The 13623-nt window shown below is 68.5% G+C and carries 12 protein-coding genes, 1 tRNA gene and 1 pseudogene; 8 read left to right on the forward strand and 6 right to left on the reverse strand.

All coding sequences use genetic code 11. The features are described from left to right. Positions 1–12: 12 nt before the first annotated feature. The 4 genes from A0O31_RS03255 to A0O31_RS03275 form a co-directional block, all read right to left on the reverse strand. The gene (locus A0O31_RS03255; RefSeq protein WP_071676667.1) at positions 13–492 is read right to left on the reverse strand and encodes a type IV pilus modification PilV family protein; all 480 of its coding nucleotides are present in this window, start codon (positions 490–492) and stop codon (positions 13–15) included. Between the two features lie 524 nt (positions 493–1016). After that, positions 1017–1108, reverse strand: a tRNA-Ser gene (locus A0O31_RS03265). Beyond that, entirely contained in the window at positions 1087–2622 is a 1536-nt protein-coding gene (tilS, locus tag A0O31_RS03270) for a tRNA lysidine(34) synthetase TilS (protein WP_071676669.1), read from the reverse strand. The genes A0O31_RS03265 and tilS overlap by 22 nt, the downstream gene beginning before the upstream one ends. Next, positions 2588–3007 carry a copper chaperone Copz family protein gene (locus A0O31_RS03275; protein WP_071676670.1) on the reverse strand — a complete coding sequence of 140 codons (420 nt, stop codon included), beginning with the start codon at positions 3005–3007 and terminating at the stop codon, positions 2588–2590. Before A0O31_RS03275 ends, tilS begins: the two co-directional genes overlap by 35 nt. 29 nt (positions 3008–3036) lie before the next feature. Here A0O31_RS03275 and A0O31_RS03280 point away from each other — a divergent pair, with 29 nt between their 5' ends. Next, a complete protein-coding gene (locus A0O31_RS03280; RefSeq protein WP_071676671.1) occupies positions 3037–3252 on the forward strand; it encodes a CDGSH iron-sulfur domain-containing protein in 216 nt (71 codons plus the stop codon). Here A0O31_RS03280 and A0O31_RS03285 read toward each other — a convergent pair. Continuing rightward, entirely contained in the window at positions 3246–4319 is a 1074-nt protein-coding gene (locus A0O31_RS03285; protein ID WP_071676672.1) for a radical SAM protein, read from the reverse strand. The two genes, A0O31_RS03280 and A0O31_RS03285, sit on opposite strands and share 7 nt — an antisense overlap. 57 nt (positions 4320–4376) lie before the next feature. Between A0O31_RS03285 and A0O31_RS03290 the strand changes: the two are divergent. The 4 genes and pseudogenes from A0O31_RS03290 (at position 4377) to wecB (ending at position 8052) form a co-directional block, all read left to right on the forward strand. Beyond that, positions 4377–5218 (forward strand): annotated as a pseudogene (locus tag A0O31_RS03290) (phosphotransferase family protein). Between the two features lie 10 nt (positions 5219–5228). Continuing rightward, positions 5229–5855, forward strand: coding sequence for a uracil phosphoribosyltransferase (upp, locus tag A0O31_RS03295; RefSeq protein ID WP_071676673.1), 627 nt, complete (start codon positions 5229–5231; stop codon positions 5853–5855). Continuing rightward, a complete protein-coding gene (locus A0O31_RS03300; RefSeq protein ID WP_018111490.1) occupies positions 5852–6937 on the forward strand; it encodes an MraY family glycosyltransferase in 1086 nt (361 codons plus the stop codon). Before upp ends, A0O31_RS03300 begins: the two co-directional genes overlap by 4 nt. Further along, entirely contained in the window at positions 6934–8052 is a 1119-nt protein-coding gene (gene wecB / locus A0O31_RS03305; RefSeq protein ID WP_018111489.1) for a non-hydrolyzing UDP-N-acetylglucosamine 2-epimerase, read from the forward strand. The genes A0O31_RS03300 and wecB overlap by 4 nt, the downstream gene beginning before the upstream one ends. Here the strand turns inward: wecB and A0O31_RS03310 are convergent. Further along, complete coding sequence (locus tag A0O31_RS03310; RefSeq protein WP_018111488.1) at positions 8027–9223, reverse strand: MFS transporter; 1197 nt, start codon at positions 9221–9223, stop codon at positions 8027–8029. The two genes, wecB and A0O31_RS03310, sit on opposite strands and share 26 nt — an antisense overlap. A 71-nt stretch (positions 9224–9294) precedes the next feature. On the opposite strand from A0O31_RS03310, the gene A0O31_RS03315 reads away from it, so the two are divergent. The 3 genes from A0O31_RS03315 (at position 9295) to A0O31_RS03325 (ending at position 13600) form a co-directional block, all read left to right on the forward strand. Further along, the gene (locus A0O31_RS03315; protein ID WP_018111487.1) at positions 9295–10386 is read left to right on the forward strand and encodes a site-2 protease family protein; all 1092 of its coding nucleotides are present in this window, start codon (positions 9295–9297) and stop codon (positions 10384–10386) included. Between the two features lie 54 nt (positions 10387–10440). After that, positions 10441–11424 (forward strand): TAXI family TRAP transporter solute-binding subunit, encoded by a 984-nt coding sequence (locus A0O31_RS03320; RefSeq protein WP_018111486.1) that lies wholly within the window; start codon positions 10441–10443, stop codon positions 11422–11424. 61 nt (positions 11425–11485) lie between these two features. Beyond that, positions 11486–13600, forward strand: a complete 2115-nt coding sequence (locus A0O31_RS03325) for a TRAP transporter permease (RefSeq protein ID WP_018111485.1) — start codon at positions 11486–11488, stop codon at positions 13598–13600. Positions 13601–13623 lie beyond the last annotated feature (23 nt).

The following is a 13623-nucleotide window of genomic DNA, read 5'->3' on the forward strand; positions in this document are numbered from 1 at the left end:
GGCTTCCTCCCGTCAGTTGATGCCCTCCAAAGGAGGGGGCGCGGAACCGGAGCCCGAAGGTGGCGCGGAGAAGGTGCGGGCTTCCGTGCAGTGTTCCTGTCCGGCCTGGCGCCAACACACCTGGATACGGTACTCGTTCACGCTTACCCCGAGGTTGTTCGCCCAACTGGGGCTTCCCGCATTGCGGATCTCCGCTCGGTAGAGGTCTGGGTTGGCGAAACGGGCTTCCTGGGGAAGGTCGGGGAAGTTTTGTCGAAGCTCCCCATACCCGTACACGATAGACGTGGAACCAGAGAGGAGGAAGGAATCCCCTCCCACAATCCTCCGGCCCAGATAGTTGAGGATTTGCACCGCCTGGGTACGGGCACCGGAAACGGAGGTTTGCCTCAGGCTAGATACCAGGACGGCGTTAAAGGCCAACAAGACCAAGGCCAAGATGGAAAGAGCGATAAGCACTTCCAACAAGGTGAGTCCCTGAGCGCTTCTTCTCATGGCACCCTCTTCGCCTCCCCGATAAGAGAGATGGTGTACGTATACGTCTTCCCGTTGACCGTGGCGGTAAACGTGAGGGGTTGGGTAAGGGGTTGCCCTTGGGGATCCTGCACCTTACCCGGGGGGGTGAACCGGACGATGGACCCATTCCCCAGGGACAGGACTACCCCCTGAGGTATGTCCCAAGTGCGCAACACCGTAGAACCCTGCTTCAACTCCAATCGGCTCCCGTTGCGCTCTAGGGTAAGGTTCACCCCTCGGCTTGCTGCCTCAGTAGCCCCCTGCCAGAAGACGTTCTGGAGCGTGCTAAGGAAAGCTGCATGCTCCTGGCCTAAAAGGGTCCTTCGCCCATTTAAGGCTCCCATGGCCAAAACCACCGCTAAAACGGCAAGGAGCACGAGTAGCTCCACCAAACTGAGTCCTCTAGCGCGCACCCCTACCTCCCTCCACGCATCTTAGGTCCAGAGGTGCCAGGGCCGTATCCCCCAAATGGGGGATAGAAAAAGGCGGCCAAAGGCCGCCTTTGGCGGAGGGGGCGGGATTCGAACCCGCGAGGCCCCTTGGGGGGCCTACCGGTTTTCGAGACCGGCCCGTTCAACCGCTCCGGCACCCCTCCCTGAGCCGGGCGAAGAAATCCCTTAAGAGCTTAGCACATTCCCCTTCCCGCACACCACCCAAGACCTTCCCCCGAAGGCCAAACCGGGTGAGGGCCCCCTCCTTCAGGTTCTCCGCCCCGTAGACCACCTCCACCCCCGCCTGGTTGAGGGCATGCTGGCACATAAGGCAGGGCTCGAGGGTCACGTACATCCGCCCCCCCCGGGCCTCCTTGCCCGCTTGCCGGAGGAGGAGCATCTCGGCGTGGGCCGTGGGGTCCCCCTCCGCCTCCACCCGGTTGTGGGCCCGGTAAAGCCTCTCCCCCACCACCAGGACCGCCCCTACAGGCACCTCCCCCTGGGCCAGGGCCTCCTTGGCCTCCGCCAGGGCCAGGCCCATTTGGCGCTCCTCCTCCCCCAGGGGGTAGAGGCCCAGGACCTCCACCACCCGCTTCCCCTCCGCCCGCACGGGCCAAAGGCCCTTGAGCTCCTTGGGCACCCCCTTTTCCGCCAGGAAGTCCCGTAGGCGCTTCCTCCCGTAGGGCATCTCCAGGTAGTCCCCGGGCTCGGGGGGGCGGAAGCCCGGGGGCAGGGGAAGCTTGGGCGAAGGGGGGATGAGGAAAAGCGTCCCCCCTTTGCGGCGGGCGAGGAAGCCCTCCGGCAGGGTGGCGGGCTTACCCGTCAAGGCCCCTTCCAAGAGGGCGATGAGCCGGGCCTCCGGGCGGAGGGAGAGGCCTTCTAGCACCTGGCGGAGCACCCGGCGGCGCAGGGCAGGGGGAGCGTGGAGCAGGGGGGCTACCCGGTAGGCGGGGACGAAAAAGCGGGGGTCGGGGAGGAGACGGGCTTTGGCCTCCTTTTCCAGCGTGGCGTCCTCCGCCTCCTGGGCCCGGGCGAAGCGGTCCAGGGCCTCCCGGGCCCGGGGAAAGCGCTCCAGAAGAAGGGGGAAAACCCTAAGGCGCAGGTAGTTCCGGTCCCAGCTGGGGTCTTGGTTGGTGGGGTCCTCCCGCCAGACCTCCCCCAAGGACCTCAGGTAGTCCCGGAGGGCCTCCCGGGGGAAGGGAAGGAGGGGCCGCACCACCAGGCCCTCCTTTTCCCGGATGCCAAGCCCCCGGGCCGTGCCCTGGAGGAGCTTGAGGAGGACGGTCTCCGCCTGGTCGTCCAGGGTGTGGGCGGTGAGGATGGCCTTGGCCCCCACCTTCTTGGCCACCCGGTGGAGGAAGGTGTAGCGCACCTCCCGGGCCAAAGCCTCCAGGTTCTCCCCCCGCTCCTGAGCGATCCTTCCCACCTCCACCCGCTCGGCGAAGAAGGGAAAGCCAAGCCTTTCCGCTAGGGCGTGGACGAAGGCCAGGTCCTCGGCGCTATCAGGCCTCAAGGCGTGGTCCAGGTGGGCCACCACCCCCTTCCGCCCCAGGCGGTGGACCAGGTGGGCGAGGGCCACGGAGTCCCCGCCCCCAGAGACCGCCAGGACCAAGGGGTCTTCCGGGGCCAGGGCCTTTAGGCGTTCAAGGAAGAGGGCCTCGAGGGGAAGGAGCCACAAGCCTCGCCACCTCCGCCTTTAACGCAGGTAGGCAGCACCTGCCCCGGGGGTTGCGCAGGTCGCAGGCGCACCGCTTGGCCCGCACCCCCGCTTCCACCTCCGCCACCGGGTCCCGCCCGGCCAGGAGGGCTTCCCGGATGGCCTCCCGGGTCCAGTCAAAGCAGTAGCACACCAGGGAAGCCCCCTTCTCGTACACGGGAAAGCGCACCTCCTCCCGGGTGTACACCCCGTCCGCCCCGAAGTAGACCACCGGGCAGGCCGGGTCCTGGCAGAGGTAGTGCCCCACGCCCGGGTCCAGACGGGCCAAAGCCCTTCCCGTGAGGAAGTTCTTCACCGCCCTAAGGGGCACGGGAAGCCCCTCTTGAGCGTTTTGCGGGCAGCGCATACCCCCACTATACGGGGTATCCTGAGGCCATGCGCCTCCGTTTTCGGGAAAACGGGCCCCTGGTCCTGGACCTGCCCGAGGGAACCCCCTTCCGCTTCAACGGGGAGGAAAGAAGGCTAGAAAGGGCCAAGCTCGCCCTTTGCCGCTGCGGCCACTCCGCGAACAAGCCCTTCTGCGACGGCACCCACAAGGCGGTGGGCTTCCAGGCGGAAGCCGGGGAGCTGGAGGTTCAAGAGGTTCAGTAGAGGAACTCCCGGATATCGTACCGACTCGCCCTGAGGCCCAGGCGCCGGACGGCCTCCGCCCAGGCCCTAAGCTCCCCCTCCACGTCGGGAAGGGGCTCCAAGCCCAAGGCGGCGTAGGGGGTACCGGGATTTTCCTGGAATGGAGAGAGGTAAACGATATCCTCCCGGTCCAGGGGAAGCTCGGCGAGGAGGGCGAGGCTTTCCCGGAAATGGGCCTCGGCGAAGGGCTTCCCCCCCGCCCCCACCATGAGGATCACCCCCACGCCCAGGCCCGCCCGCTTCAGGGCCCCCACCAAGGCCAAGGCCTCCCGGGGGTGGCCCGGCTTCCGGAGGAGGGCGAGGAGGGGGGCGTGGCCCGTTTCCAGGCCCAGGTAGACCCGCCGCAGGCCCAGGGCGCGAAGCCGCCTCCACCAGGAGGCGGGCCTCCTGAGGCCGGTGAAGAGGTCCAAAAAGCCCAGGACGGGCTCCCCGGGAAAGGCCTCCCCCACCGCCTCCAGGAGGGGGAGGAGGGGTTCGGCCAGGGCCAGGGCGTTGCCGTCCGCCAGGAAGACCCCCCGGCGCAAAAGCCGCCCCCGGCCCAAAAGGGCCAGCACCCGCTCCACGTGCTCCCGGAAGGCCTCAGGGCTACGCTTTTGGAAGGGGCGGTCCTGGTAAAAGGAGCAAAAAGCGCAACGGTTCCAGCTACACCCCGTGGTGGCCTGGAGGACCACGCTGAGGTAGGCGTCCGGGGGCAGGATGGAGACCGGCCAGGCGTAGGCCCGGCGGTAGGGGGTGGGGTCCAGGAGCCCCTCGGGGGTCCAGGCCAGGACCTCGGCCCGGCGCCCGGGGTCTTGGAGGTGGGCCGCCGCCAGCTCCAGGACCTCCCGGTAGACGACTAGGGCCTCCTCCTCGGCCAGGCGTCTCCGCCTCCTCTCCCCATCCCGGAAGCGCAGGTGGAGGCTTCCGTCCAGGGCGCGCTTGAAGGTAAGGCCCTGGCGGAAGTAGTGGTAGGGCCGGCCCTCCCGGTCAAAGGAGACCACCCTGTCCCCCAGGGCGAGGAGGGTGGCCTCGGGGCGCAGGAGCTCCACGCCCTCAGGTTACCCTGGGGGCTTAAGCCCTGGCAGGAGGCCTTTAGAATAGGCCCTGTGGCGCTTCCGGCCCTGAAGGGCCTCCTCTCCCCCCAAGCCCTGGCCCGCCTCACCCCCTGGGCGGCTTTGAGGCCCGGGTCTACACCGACGGGGAGCGGGTCTACAAGGTCTACCAGGCCCCCGAGGCCCACCTGGCGGCCCTCGAGGCCCGCCGCATGGCCCGGGCGGGCCTCGGAAGCTTCGTCCTGGGGGTGGCGGAGGTGGAGGGCCAAGGGGTCCTCATCACCCGCCGCTTTCCCGGCAGGCCCTTCTCCCCCGAGGCCTTCACCCCCAGGACCCTGGCTGCCCTCTCCCACCTCTTCCTCACCCTCCACCGCCTGCCCGAGCCCGGGTACGTGGGGCGGGAAGAGCTCCTGGCCCGGCTGGAGCGCTTCGCGGAAAGCCTCTTTGACCTGCCCGAGGCCCTGGCCCTCATCAGGGCCCTCAAGCGGGAGGTGGACCTGGCCGCCGGGGCCGAGCGGCGCTTCTGCCACCGGGACGCCTGGGCGGGCAACCTCCTGGTGAAGGAAGGAGGCCAGGAGGGCCCGGAGGTGATGCTGGTGGACTGGGTCCGCTCGGGAGGGGACGACCCGGCCCGGGACCTGGCCCTCCTGAAGACGGGGAGCCTGGACCTCCTGGGGGAAGCCCCGGCCCGGGAGGCCCTCTTCCGCTTAGCCCGCCTCTACCCCCTGGAGGTGCGGGCGCGCCTGGCCTTCTACGTCCCCCTCACCTACCTCCATGACCTCCACTGGTTCCGCACCAAGCACCCGGAGGGCTTCCAGGAGGCCCTTCGGGAAAAGCTCCCCCGGGCGGAAAGCTTCCTCAGGGACTGCCTTCCCCGAAGGGGGCAGGCATGTTAGGCTCTGGAGGATGAGGATCACCCTGGTGGACCACCCCTTGGTCCAGCACAAGCTGGCCCACCTGCGGGACAAGCGCACCGGCCCCAAGGACTTCCGGGAGCTCGCCGAGGAGCTTTCCCTCCTCATGGCCTACGAGGCCATGCGGGACCTGGAGCTCACCGAGGCCACCGTGGAAACCCCCGTGGCTAGCGCCCGGGTCAAGGTCCTCTCCGGCAAGAAGCTCGCCCTGGTGGCCATCCTCCGGGCGGGGCTCGTCATGGTGGAGGGCATCCTCAAGCTCGTGCCCCACGCCCGGGTGGGGCACATTGGGCTCTACCGCGACCCCGAGTCCCTCAAGCCCGTGCAGTACTACGCCAAGCTCCCCCCGGACATCGCCGAGCGCCGGGTCTTCCTCCTGGACCCCATGCTGGCCACCGGGGGAAGCGCCAGCCATGCCCTTTCCCTGTTGAAGGAACGGGGGGCCAGCGGCATCAAGCTCATGTGCATCATCGCCGCCCCCGAGGGGCTGGAGCGCATCGCCAAGGACCACCCCGACACCGAGGTGGTGGTGGCGGCCATTGACGAGCGCCTCAACGACCACGGCTACATCGTCCCGGGCCTGGGGGACGCCGGGGACCGCATCTACGGGACGAAATGACCGAGCTCCTCCGCCGCATCGGCATCGCCGAGCCCTCGGGCACGGGCTGGCTCACCGTGGTCTTCGCCTTCCTGCTGGCCCTCTTCTTCACCTGGCGCTTCATCCCCCAGGTGCGCCGCTTTGCCCTCAAGGTGGGCTGGGCCGACCAGCCCAACGAAAGGCGGCTCAACCGCGAGCCCCTGCCCAACGCCGGGGGGCTGGCCGTCTACGCCGGCGTGGTCCTGGCCCTGGTGGCCGCGGCCTTCCTAAGGCCCATCCTGGTGGAACAGGTCCTCATCCAGGTGCTGGCCATCCTCCTCGGGGGGGCCTGGCTGGTCCTGGTGGGCTTCATTGACGACCAGTTCGGCCTGCCGCCCCTCTTCCGCCTCTTCGTGCAGACCCTGGCCGCCCTCCTCCTCATGGCCGTGGGGGTGCGTTTTGAGGCCGCCTTCGGCACCCCCCTGGACCCGGCCCTGGGCCTCTTCCTCACCTGGCTCTGGGTGGTGGGCATCACCAACGCCCTGAACCTCATGGACGGCCTGGATGGCCTGGCAGGGGGCATTGCCTTCATCAGCGCCATGAGCCTCCTCTTCGTGAGCGCCCAGTTCCCCTACTGGGCCGCGGGCACCCTGGTCCTGGCCGCCCTGGGGGGGGCGGCCCTGGGGTTTTTGCGGCACAACCTGCATCCCAGCCGCATCATCCTGGGGGATGCCGGGGCCTACTTCCTGGGCTACACCCTGGCGGCCACCGCCCTTTTGGGCAACCTCAAGCTCACCACCTTCCTGGGCCTCCTGCCCCCGGCCCTCTTCCTCCTCCTGCCCATCCTGGACACCACCCAGGTGGTGGTGCGCCGCCTCCTCAAGGGGCAAAACCCCCTGGCCACCCCCGGAAAGGACCACCTCCACCACCGCCTCCTGGCCCGGGGGCTCTCCCAGCGGCGGGTGGCCTTCGTCCTCTGGGGGGTGGCCCTCCTTTTCAACCTGCTGGCCATGGTCTACCTGGGAATGCCTAAAGAAGCCATCCTGGCAAGCCTTCTGGCCACCGTGGCCGGCCTGAGCTGGGTGACCTACCGCCGGCTACGCGCCCTTTGGAGGGGGGAATGAAGCGGGTCGTCCTGGCCTTCGGTACCCGGCCCGAGGCCACCAAGATGGCCCCGGTCTACCTGGCCCTCAAGGACCTACCCCACCTCAAGCCCCTGGTCCTCCTCACCGGCCAGCACCGGGAGCAGCTTAGACAGGCCCTTTCCCTTTTCGGCATCCAGGAGGACCGCAATCTGGATGTAATGCAAGAACGCCAGGCCCTCCCCGACCTGGCCGCCCGCATCCTGCCCCAGGCGGCCCGGGCCCTGGAGGAGATGCGGGCGGACTACGTGCTGGTCCACGGGGACACCCTCACCACCTTCGCCGTGGCCTGGGCCGCCTTCCTGGTGGGCCTGCCCGTGGGCCACGTGGAGGCGGGCCTGAGGAGCGGCAACCTCAAGGAGCCCTTCCCCGAGGAGGCCAACCGCCGCCTCACCGATGTGCTCACCGACCTGGACTTCGCCCCCACCCCCCTGGCCAAGGCCAACCTCCTCAGGGAGGGCAAAGGGGAGGAGGGCATCCTGGTCACGGGGCAGACGGGGGTGGACGCCGTGCTCCTGGCCGCCCGCCTAGGCCGCCTCCCCCAGGGGCTCCCCCCGGGGCCCTACGTGACCGTCACCATGCACCGGCGGGAGAACTGGCCCCTTCTTCCAGAGCTGGCCCGGGCCCTCAAACGGGTGGCCGAGGCCTTCCCCGAGCTCACCTTCGTCTACCCCGTGCACCTGAACCCCGTGGTGCGGGAGGCGGTCTTCCCCGTGCTGAAGGGGGTGAGGAACTTCGTCCTCCTGGACCCCCTGGAGTACGGCCCCATGGCCGCCCTCATGCGGGAAAGCCTCCTCCTGGTCACCGACTCCGGGGGGCTACAGGAGGAGGGGGCCGCCCTGGGGGTGCCGGTGGTGGTGTTGCGCAACGTGACCGAAAGGCCTGAGGGGCTGGAGGCGGGCATCCTCAAGCTGGCGGGCACCGAGCCCGAAGGGGTCTACCGCACGGTGAAGGGCCTCCTGGAAGACCCCCAGGCCCTGGCCCGCATGCGGGCCGCCCCCAACCCCTACGGGGACGGCAAGGCCGGGCAAAGGGTGGCCCAGGGGGTGGCCTGGCGGCTCGGCCTTGGGCCTAGGCCGGCGGACTGGCGCCCTTAGGCCAGGGCCGGAGCTGGTAAAGGCCCACCAGGAACACCCCCCCGCCCAAGGCTAAGGCGGCCAGCCGCCCCCCCAGAAGCTCAAAGAGAAGCCCCGTGAGGTAGGCCCCCAGGGGGCCGGTGCCCAGCATGACCAGGCTGTAGACCGCCATGACCCGGCCCCTAAGGCGGTCGGGCACGGAGAGCTGCACCAGGGTATTGGCGTTGATGAGGACGGAGATCATGCCAAACCCCCCCAGGGCGAGGAAGAGGGGCACCCAGGAGGCCTGGGGCAGGAAAAGCCCCAGGTGGGCCAGGGCCAGGGCGAAGACCCCCAGGAGAAGGCGGCCTGGCCTGGGCCTTCCCGTGAAGGCCATGACCAAGGCGGCCCCCAAGGCCCCCACCCCCACGCTGGAGACCAGGAAGCCGTAGCCCGTAGCGGAAAGCCCCAGGACCAGGCGGGCGTAGGCGGGCACCAGGGTCTGGAAGTTCATGCCCAGGAGGCTGGCAAAGAGCACAAGCCCCACCACCCTTCGCACCAGGGGGTTTTCCAGGACAAAGCGCACCCCCTCCAGGGCCTCCCGGAGGAAGCGGCCGTCCCCCTCCCCGGCCGCGGGGCCCGGGGGTACGCCCCGGAGGACCAAAAGGAGGGGGAGAAAGGACAGGGCGTTGGCCAGATAGGCCATGCCCACGCCAAAACCTGCGATGAGGAGACCGGCCAAGGCTGGTCCTAAGAGGCGGCTTAGATTGAAGCCGAAGGAGTTGAGGGCGATGGCCCCCGGGTAGCGTTCCCGGCCCGCCAACTCCACGGTGAAGCTCTGGCGTACGGGCAGGTCCATGGCGTTCAGGGCCCCGTAGAGGAAGGCGAAGAGGAGCACGTGGCCGTAGCGCACCCAGCCGGTGAGGATGAGAAGGGCCATGAGGAAGGCCAGAAGCATCATGCCCCCCTGGGTGAGGAGGAGGAGGTGGCGCTTGGGGTAGCGGTCCGCCAGGACCCCGGCGGGGAGGGAGAAGAGCAAGGAGGGCAAAAACTGCAGGGCCACCACCAGGCCGAGCCGTTCCGCACTTCCCGTGAGGAGGAGGACCAGCCAACCCTGGGCCGCCGCCTGCATCCAGGTGCCCATCTGGGAGGTGAAGAGGGCCAACCAGTAGGTGCGGTAGCGGGTGTCCCGGAGAAGGGCGAGGGCCAGCACCCCCCTATCCTACCCCTGACTGACCGGTCATTATCAAGCCGAGGCCCTGGGGAAGGGGCCTATACTGAGGCATGTTCGGCCGTGGGTTTCCCCTTTTCCGCCTCCTGGGGATCCCCATCCACCTGGACCCCTCCTTCCTCCTGGTCCTCCCCCTGCTGGCCTTCCTCATCGGTAGCAACCTGCCCCTTTACCTGGAGCTCTTCGGCCTACCCCAGGACCCTGGGCTTCTGATGGGTCCTTGGCCCTTCCTCCTGGGCCTTCTGGCCGCCTTGGGGCTTTTCCTCTCCGTGCTCCTGCACGAGCTAGGGCACGCCCTGACCGCCCGGCGCTACGGGGTGGAGACCCGGCGCATCACCCTATGGCTTCTGGGGGGCATGGCCCAGATGGAACGGCTCCCCAAGGAGCCCCGGAGGGAACTGGCCGTGGCCCTGGCAGGGCCTCTGGTGAGCTTCGCCCTGGCCCTCCTCTTCCGCCTGGGCCGGGTGGAGGCGGGGGCCTTGGGCTTCCTCACCCACTACCTGGCCCTGGTGAACCTCATGCTGGGCCTTTTCAACCTCCTCCCCGCCCTGCCCCTGGACGGGGGTCGGGTCTACCGGGCCCTCCTGGCCCTGCGCAAGCCCTACCTGCAGGCCACCCGCCAGGCGGCCGCCCTAAGCCAGGCGGTGGCCCTGGCCCTGGGGCTCTTTGGCCTGGTGGTCTTCAACCCCTTCCTGATCCTCATCGCCTTCTTCGTGTACATGGCCTCGAGGGCCGAGGCTGAGTCCACCCTCCTGGCCCAGGCCCTGGAAGGCCTCAAGGTGCGTGACCTGATGACCCAAGACCCCCTCACCGTTCCCCCCGAGCTGAGCGTCCGGGAGGTACTGGGGCTGGCGCTAGCCCACCGGGTCTCGGGCTTCCCCGTGGTGGAGGGGGAAAGGGTTTTGGGAGTGGTGGGGCTGGAAGGGCTGGACGGGGCCGACCCCCAAGCCCCCGTGGGCCGCTACCTCCAACCCCCCCTGGTCCTCTCCCCCGAGGAGGAAGCCCTTACCGCCTTGGAGCGGATGGCGGAAAGAAACTACACCCGGGCCCTGGTGGTGGAAGGGGGGCGCCTCCTGGGCATCCTCAGCAAGACGGATCTCCTGAGGGCCTTCCAGGTAAGGCTTCTCGGCCTCTCCCGGCCTTGACAGACCTACGGGGGTGGGGTAGGTTAGGGGCGCAAAAGTATACGGGAGGTGGCCATGAAGAAAGCCTTTATACTCATCGGTCTTGCGCTTCTGGGCCTGGCCCTGGCCCAGAAGCCCAGGGTGGTCATCGGCACCGGGAGCACCGGCGGCGTCTTCTTCTACTACGGCACCGCCATGGCCGACATCCTCAACAAGGCCGGGGTGGTGGAGGCCCAGCCGGTGCAGACCGGGGGGTCTTACGACAACCTGCAACTCCTGCGCGACCGCACGGGGGGCGGCACCTACTACTGCGCCCTCACCACCACGGACTCCGCCTACGTGGCCTATACCGGGGAGGAGCCCCGCTTCAAGGATCGGCCCGCCAAGGCCCAGCGGGTCCTCTTCTACATGTACCCCTCCTTCATCCACATCGTGACCACGGAGAAGGCGGGCATCAAGGTGGTGCAGGACCTGAAGGGCAAGCGGGTCTCCACTGGCCAGCCCGGTTCCAGCACGGAGAACCTGGCCCTTCTGGTCCTCCAGGGGGCAGGGGTGAAGGTGGAGAGCTTCGCCAAGCGGGAGCGCCTGCCCGTGGCCGAGGGGGCCAAGGCCCTGGCCGAAGGCACCCTGGACGCCTTCTTCTGGGTGGGGGGCGTGCCCACCAGCTCCATCGTGGAGCTCTCCCAGACCCTGGCCCGCAAGGGGGACCGGGTGTACCTCGTCCCCGTGGACCCCAAGAGCACCACCGCCCAGGTGGTCATGAAGCGCTTCCCCGGGCTGGTGGACACCTACACCGTGCCCAAGAGCGTCTACAACACCCGCACGGATGTGCCGGGTCTGGCCACGGGCAACGTGGTGGTCTGCCCCGAAAGCCTCCCCGCCGAGGCCGGCTACGCCATGGTCAAGGCGGTCTTTGAGAACCTGGACACCCTGCGCACCGCCGTGGCCGCGGCCAAGGACACCAGCCTCGAGGCCACCGCCAAGCTCTACGGCAAGCTCCCCATCCCCTTCCACCCGGGGGCCGAGCGCTACCTGAAGGAGAAGGGCCTCATCAAGTAGTCCCAAGCCGCGCCCGGGTGCCCTGGGCCTCCCCAGGCCCCGGGCGTTTTCGGAGGCAAGGATGGAACTGGAACGCCCCACAACCCCTGAAACCCCCTTGGCCCGGCTCACCCGCTGGGTGCTGATCCTGGGGGCCCTCTACAGCCTCTACCTGGTCCTCCACCCCTTCACCCCCCTGGCCAGGGCGGAGATCCCCATCCTGGACATCGTCCAGCTACAGCGGAGCACCCACGTGCTCTTCCTCCTCTTAGGAGGGTACCTGGTCTCCTTCTACCTGCCCAGGAAGCGCACCCTGGGCGCCTGGATCTACGCGCTTTTCACCCTGGTCCCCCTCTACAACTTCCTCTTCCCCAGCGTGCCCGGGGTCAGCCTCCCCTGGGAGGCCAAGGCGGTGGGCCTCCTCTACTGGGGGGTGGCGGTCCTGCCGGCCCTTCTGCCCGGCCTGAAGCGCCCCGCCGACCTCCTGGCGGTCCTCCTGGCCCTCTTCCCTACCCTGTACCAGCTCCGCTACTTTGAGGAGCTGGTCTACCGGGCGGTGCTGCCCCAGCCCTGGGACATGGCCATGTCCTTCGGCCTCATCATGCTGGTCCTGGGGCTGGTGTACCGGCTTCTGGGCCCGGTGATGCCGGTCCTGGTCCTCTTCTTCTTCAGCTACAACCTCTACGCTAACCTCTTCCCCGGGGCCTTCAAGGGAAGCCCCCAGGGGATTGACCTCCTCCTGGGCAAGACCTTCAACGAGACGGAGGCCGGCATCTACGGCCTCATCACCGGGGTTTCCGCCAAGTACCTGGTCTACTTCACCCTGCTTTCCGGGATGATCGGGGCCCTAGGCCTGGGCAGGGTGGTGGCCAACTACGCCCTGGCCCTGGTGGGCAAACACCCCGCCACCCCGGGCCGGGTCACCGGGGTGGCCAGCGTCTTCATGGGCATGTTCTCGGGCAGCGGGGCCGCGGACACCCAGTTCGTGGCCGCCCTCACCAAGCCCCTCTACGAGCGGGCAGGGTACGAGCGTCTCATCGCCGCCGGCCTGGTGGCCACCGCCGGCACCATCGCCCTCATCACCCCCCCGGTCCTGGGCTCCATCGCCTTCATCATGGTGGAGATCCTCCAGATCCCCCTCCTGAAGGTGATCGTCATGACCATCGGCCCCGCCCTCCTCTACCTCACCACCGTCCTGGCCTTCAACGAGTTCTACGCCCGGAAGGCAGGGCTGAAGGCCGTGGCCCCGGAGCTGGGCATGAGCCGGAGGCGCTACCTCCTGCGCTACGGCTTCATCTTCCTCCCCATCCTCCTCATCGTGGCCATGCTCTACCTGGGGTACGAGGTGCGCACGGCCGCCAGCCTGGCCCTGGTCCTCTTCATCGTCCTCACCTACCTGGACCCCACCTTAAGGCCTAGGGGGGTTGGGCCGGTCCTCGAGGGGCTGGCCGAGGGCTTCCGCACCCTCCTGCCCATCGGCACAGCGGTGACCGCCGCCAACCTCATCTTCGCCATGATGGTCATCTCCGGCCTGCCCTCCAAGTTCAGCCAGCTCCTGCAGCAGGTCTCCGGGGAGAGCCTCCTCCTGGCCACCCTCATCACCGCCGTCTTCAGCCTGGTCCTGGGGATGGGAGTGCCGCCCACGGCCACCTACGTGCTCACCTCGGCCCTCACCGCCCCGGCCATCATCGCCTTGGCCAAGGAAAACGGCATCCCCGAGTCCGCCGCCATCTTCGCCACCCACATGTTCCTCTTCTACTACGCGGTCCTGGCGGACGTGACCCCGCCGGTAGCCCTTTCCGCCTACGCCGCCAGCAGCGTCTTCGGCACCAACCCCCTCCAGACCGGGGTGTACGCCGCCCGGGTGGCCCTGTCCAAGTACCTGGTGGGCTTCTTCTTCCTCCTCTCCTACTCGGGTACCGCCTTGCTCATCGTCCCCGTCCTGGAGAACTCCCCGCCGGCCGAGGCCTGGGCGATGATCCTGGAGCGCTTCCTCTCCGTGGCCGCGGGCATCATCTACCTCTCGGCCTCCGGGGCCGGGTACACCCGCAGGCCCCTAAGGCGCTGGGAGGCCTGGACCCTGGGCCTTCTGGCGGTGATGCTCTTTGTCCCCTACGGTCCCCTGAACCTCCTGGCTTTCCTCCTCGGCCTCCCCTTCTTCTTCAAGGGCTTGACGCCGGCGGGAAAGGGGGCTTAGGGTAGGAGCGAAAGGAGAAAGGC

It is taken from the genome of Thermus brockianus (assembly GCF_001880325.1).
GTDB lineage: Bacteria > Deinococcota > Deinococci > Deinococcales > Thermaceae > Thermus > Thermus brockianus.

Coding starts and splice junctions, on each gene's coding strand:
- A0O31_RS03255 (WP_071676667.1), bottom strand. CDS start 492: ATGAGAAGAAGCGCTCAGGGACTCACCTTGTTGGAAGTGCTTATCGCT.
- A0O31_RS03275 (WP_071676670.1), bottom strand. CDS start 3,007: ATGCGCTGCCCGCAAAACGCTCAAGAGGGGCTTCCCGTGCCCCTTAGG.
- A0O31_RS03280 (WP_071676671.1), top strand. CDS start 3,037: ATGCGCCTCCGTTTTCGGGAAAACGGGCCCCTGGTCCTGGACCTGCCC.
- upp (WP_071676673.1), top strand. CDS start 5,229: ATGAGGATCACCCTGGTGGACCACCCCTTGGTCCAGCACAAGCTGGCC.
- A0O31_RS03300 (WP_018111490.1), top strand. CDS start 5,852: ATGACCGAGCTCCTCCGCCGCATCGGCATCGCCGAGCCCTCGGGCACG.
- wecB (WP_018111489.1), top strand. CDS start 6,934: ATGAAGCGGGTCGTCCTGGCCTTCGGTACCCGGCCCGAGGCCACCAAG.
- A0O31_RS03315 (WP_018111487.1), top strand. CDS start 9,295: ATGTTCGGCCGTGGGTTTCCCCTTTTCCGCCTCCTGGGGATCCCCATC.
- A0O31_RS03320 (WP_018111486.1), top strand. CDS start 10,441: ATGAAGAAAGCCTTTATACTCATCGGTCTTGCGCTTCTGGGCCTGGCC.
- A0O31_RS03325 (WP_018111485.1), top strand. CDS start 11,486: ATGGAACTGGAACGCCCCACAACCCCTGAAACCCCCTTGGCCCGGCTC.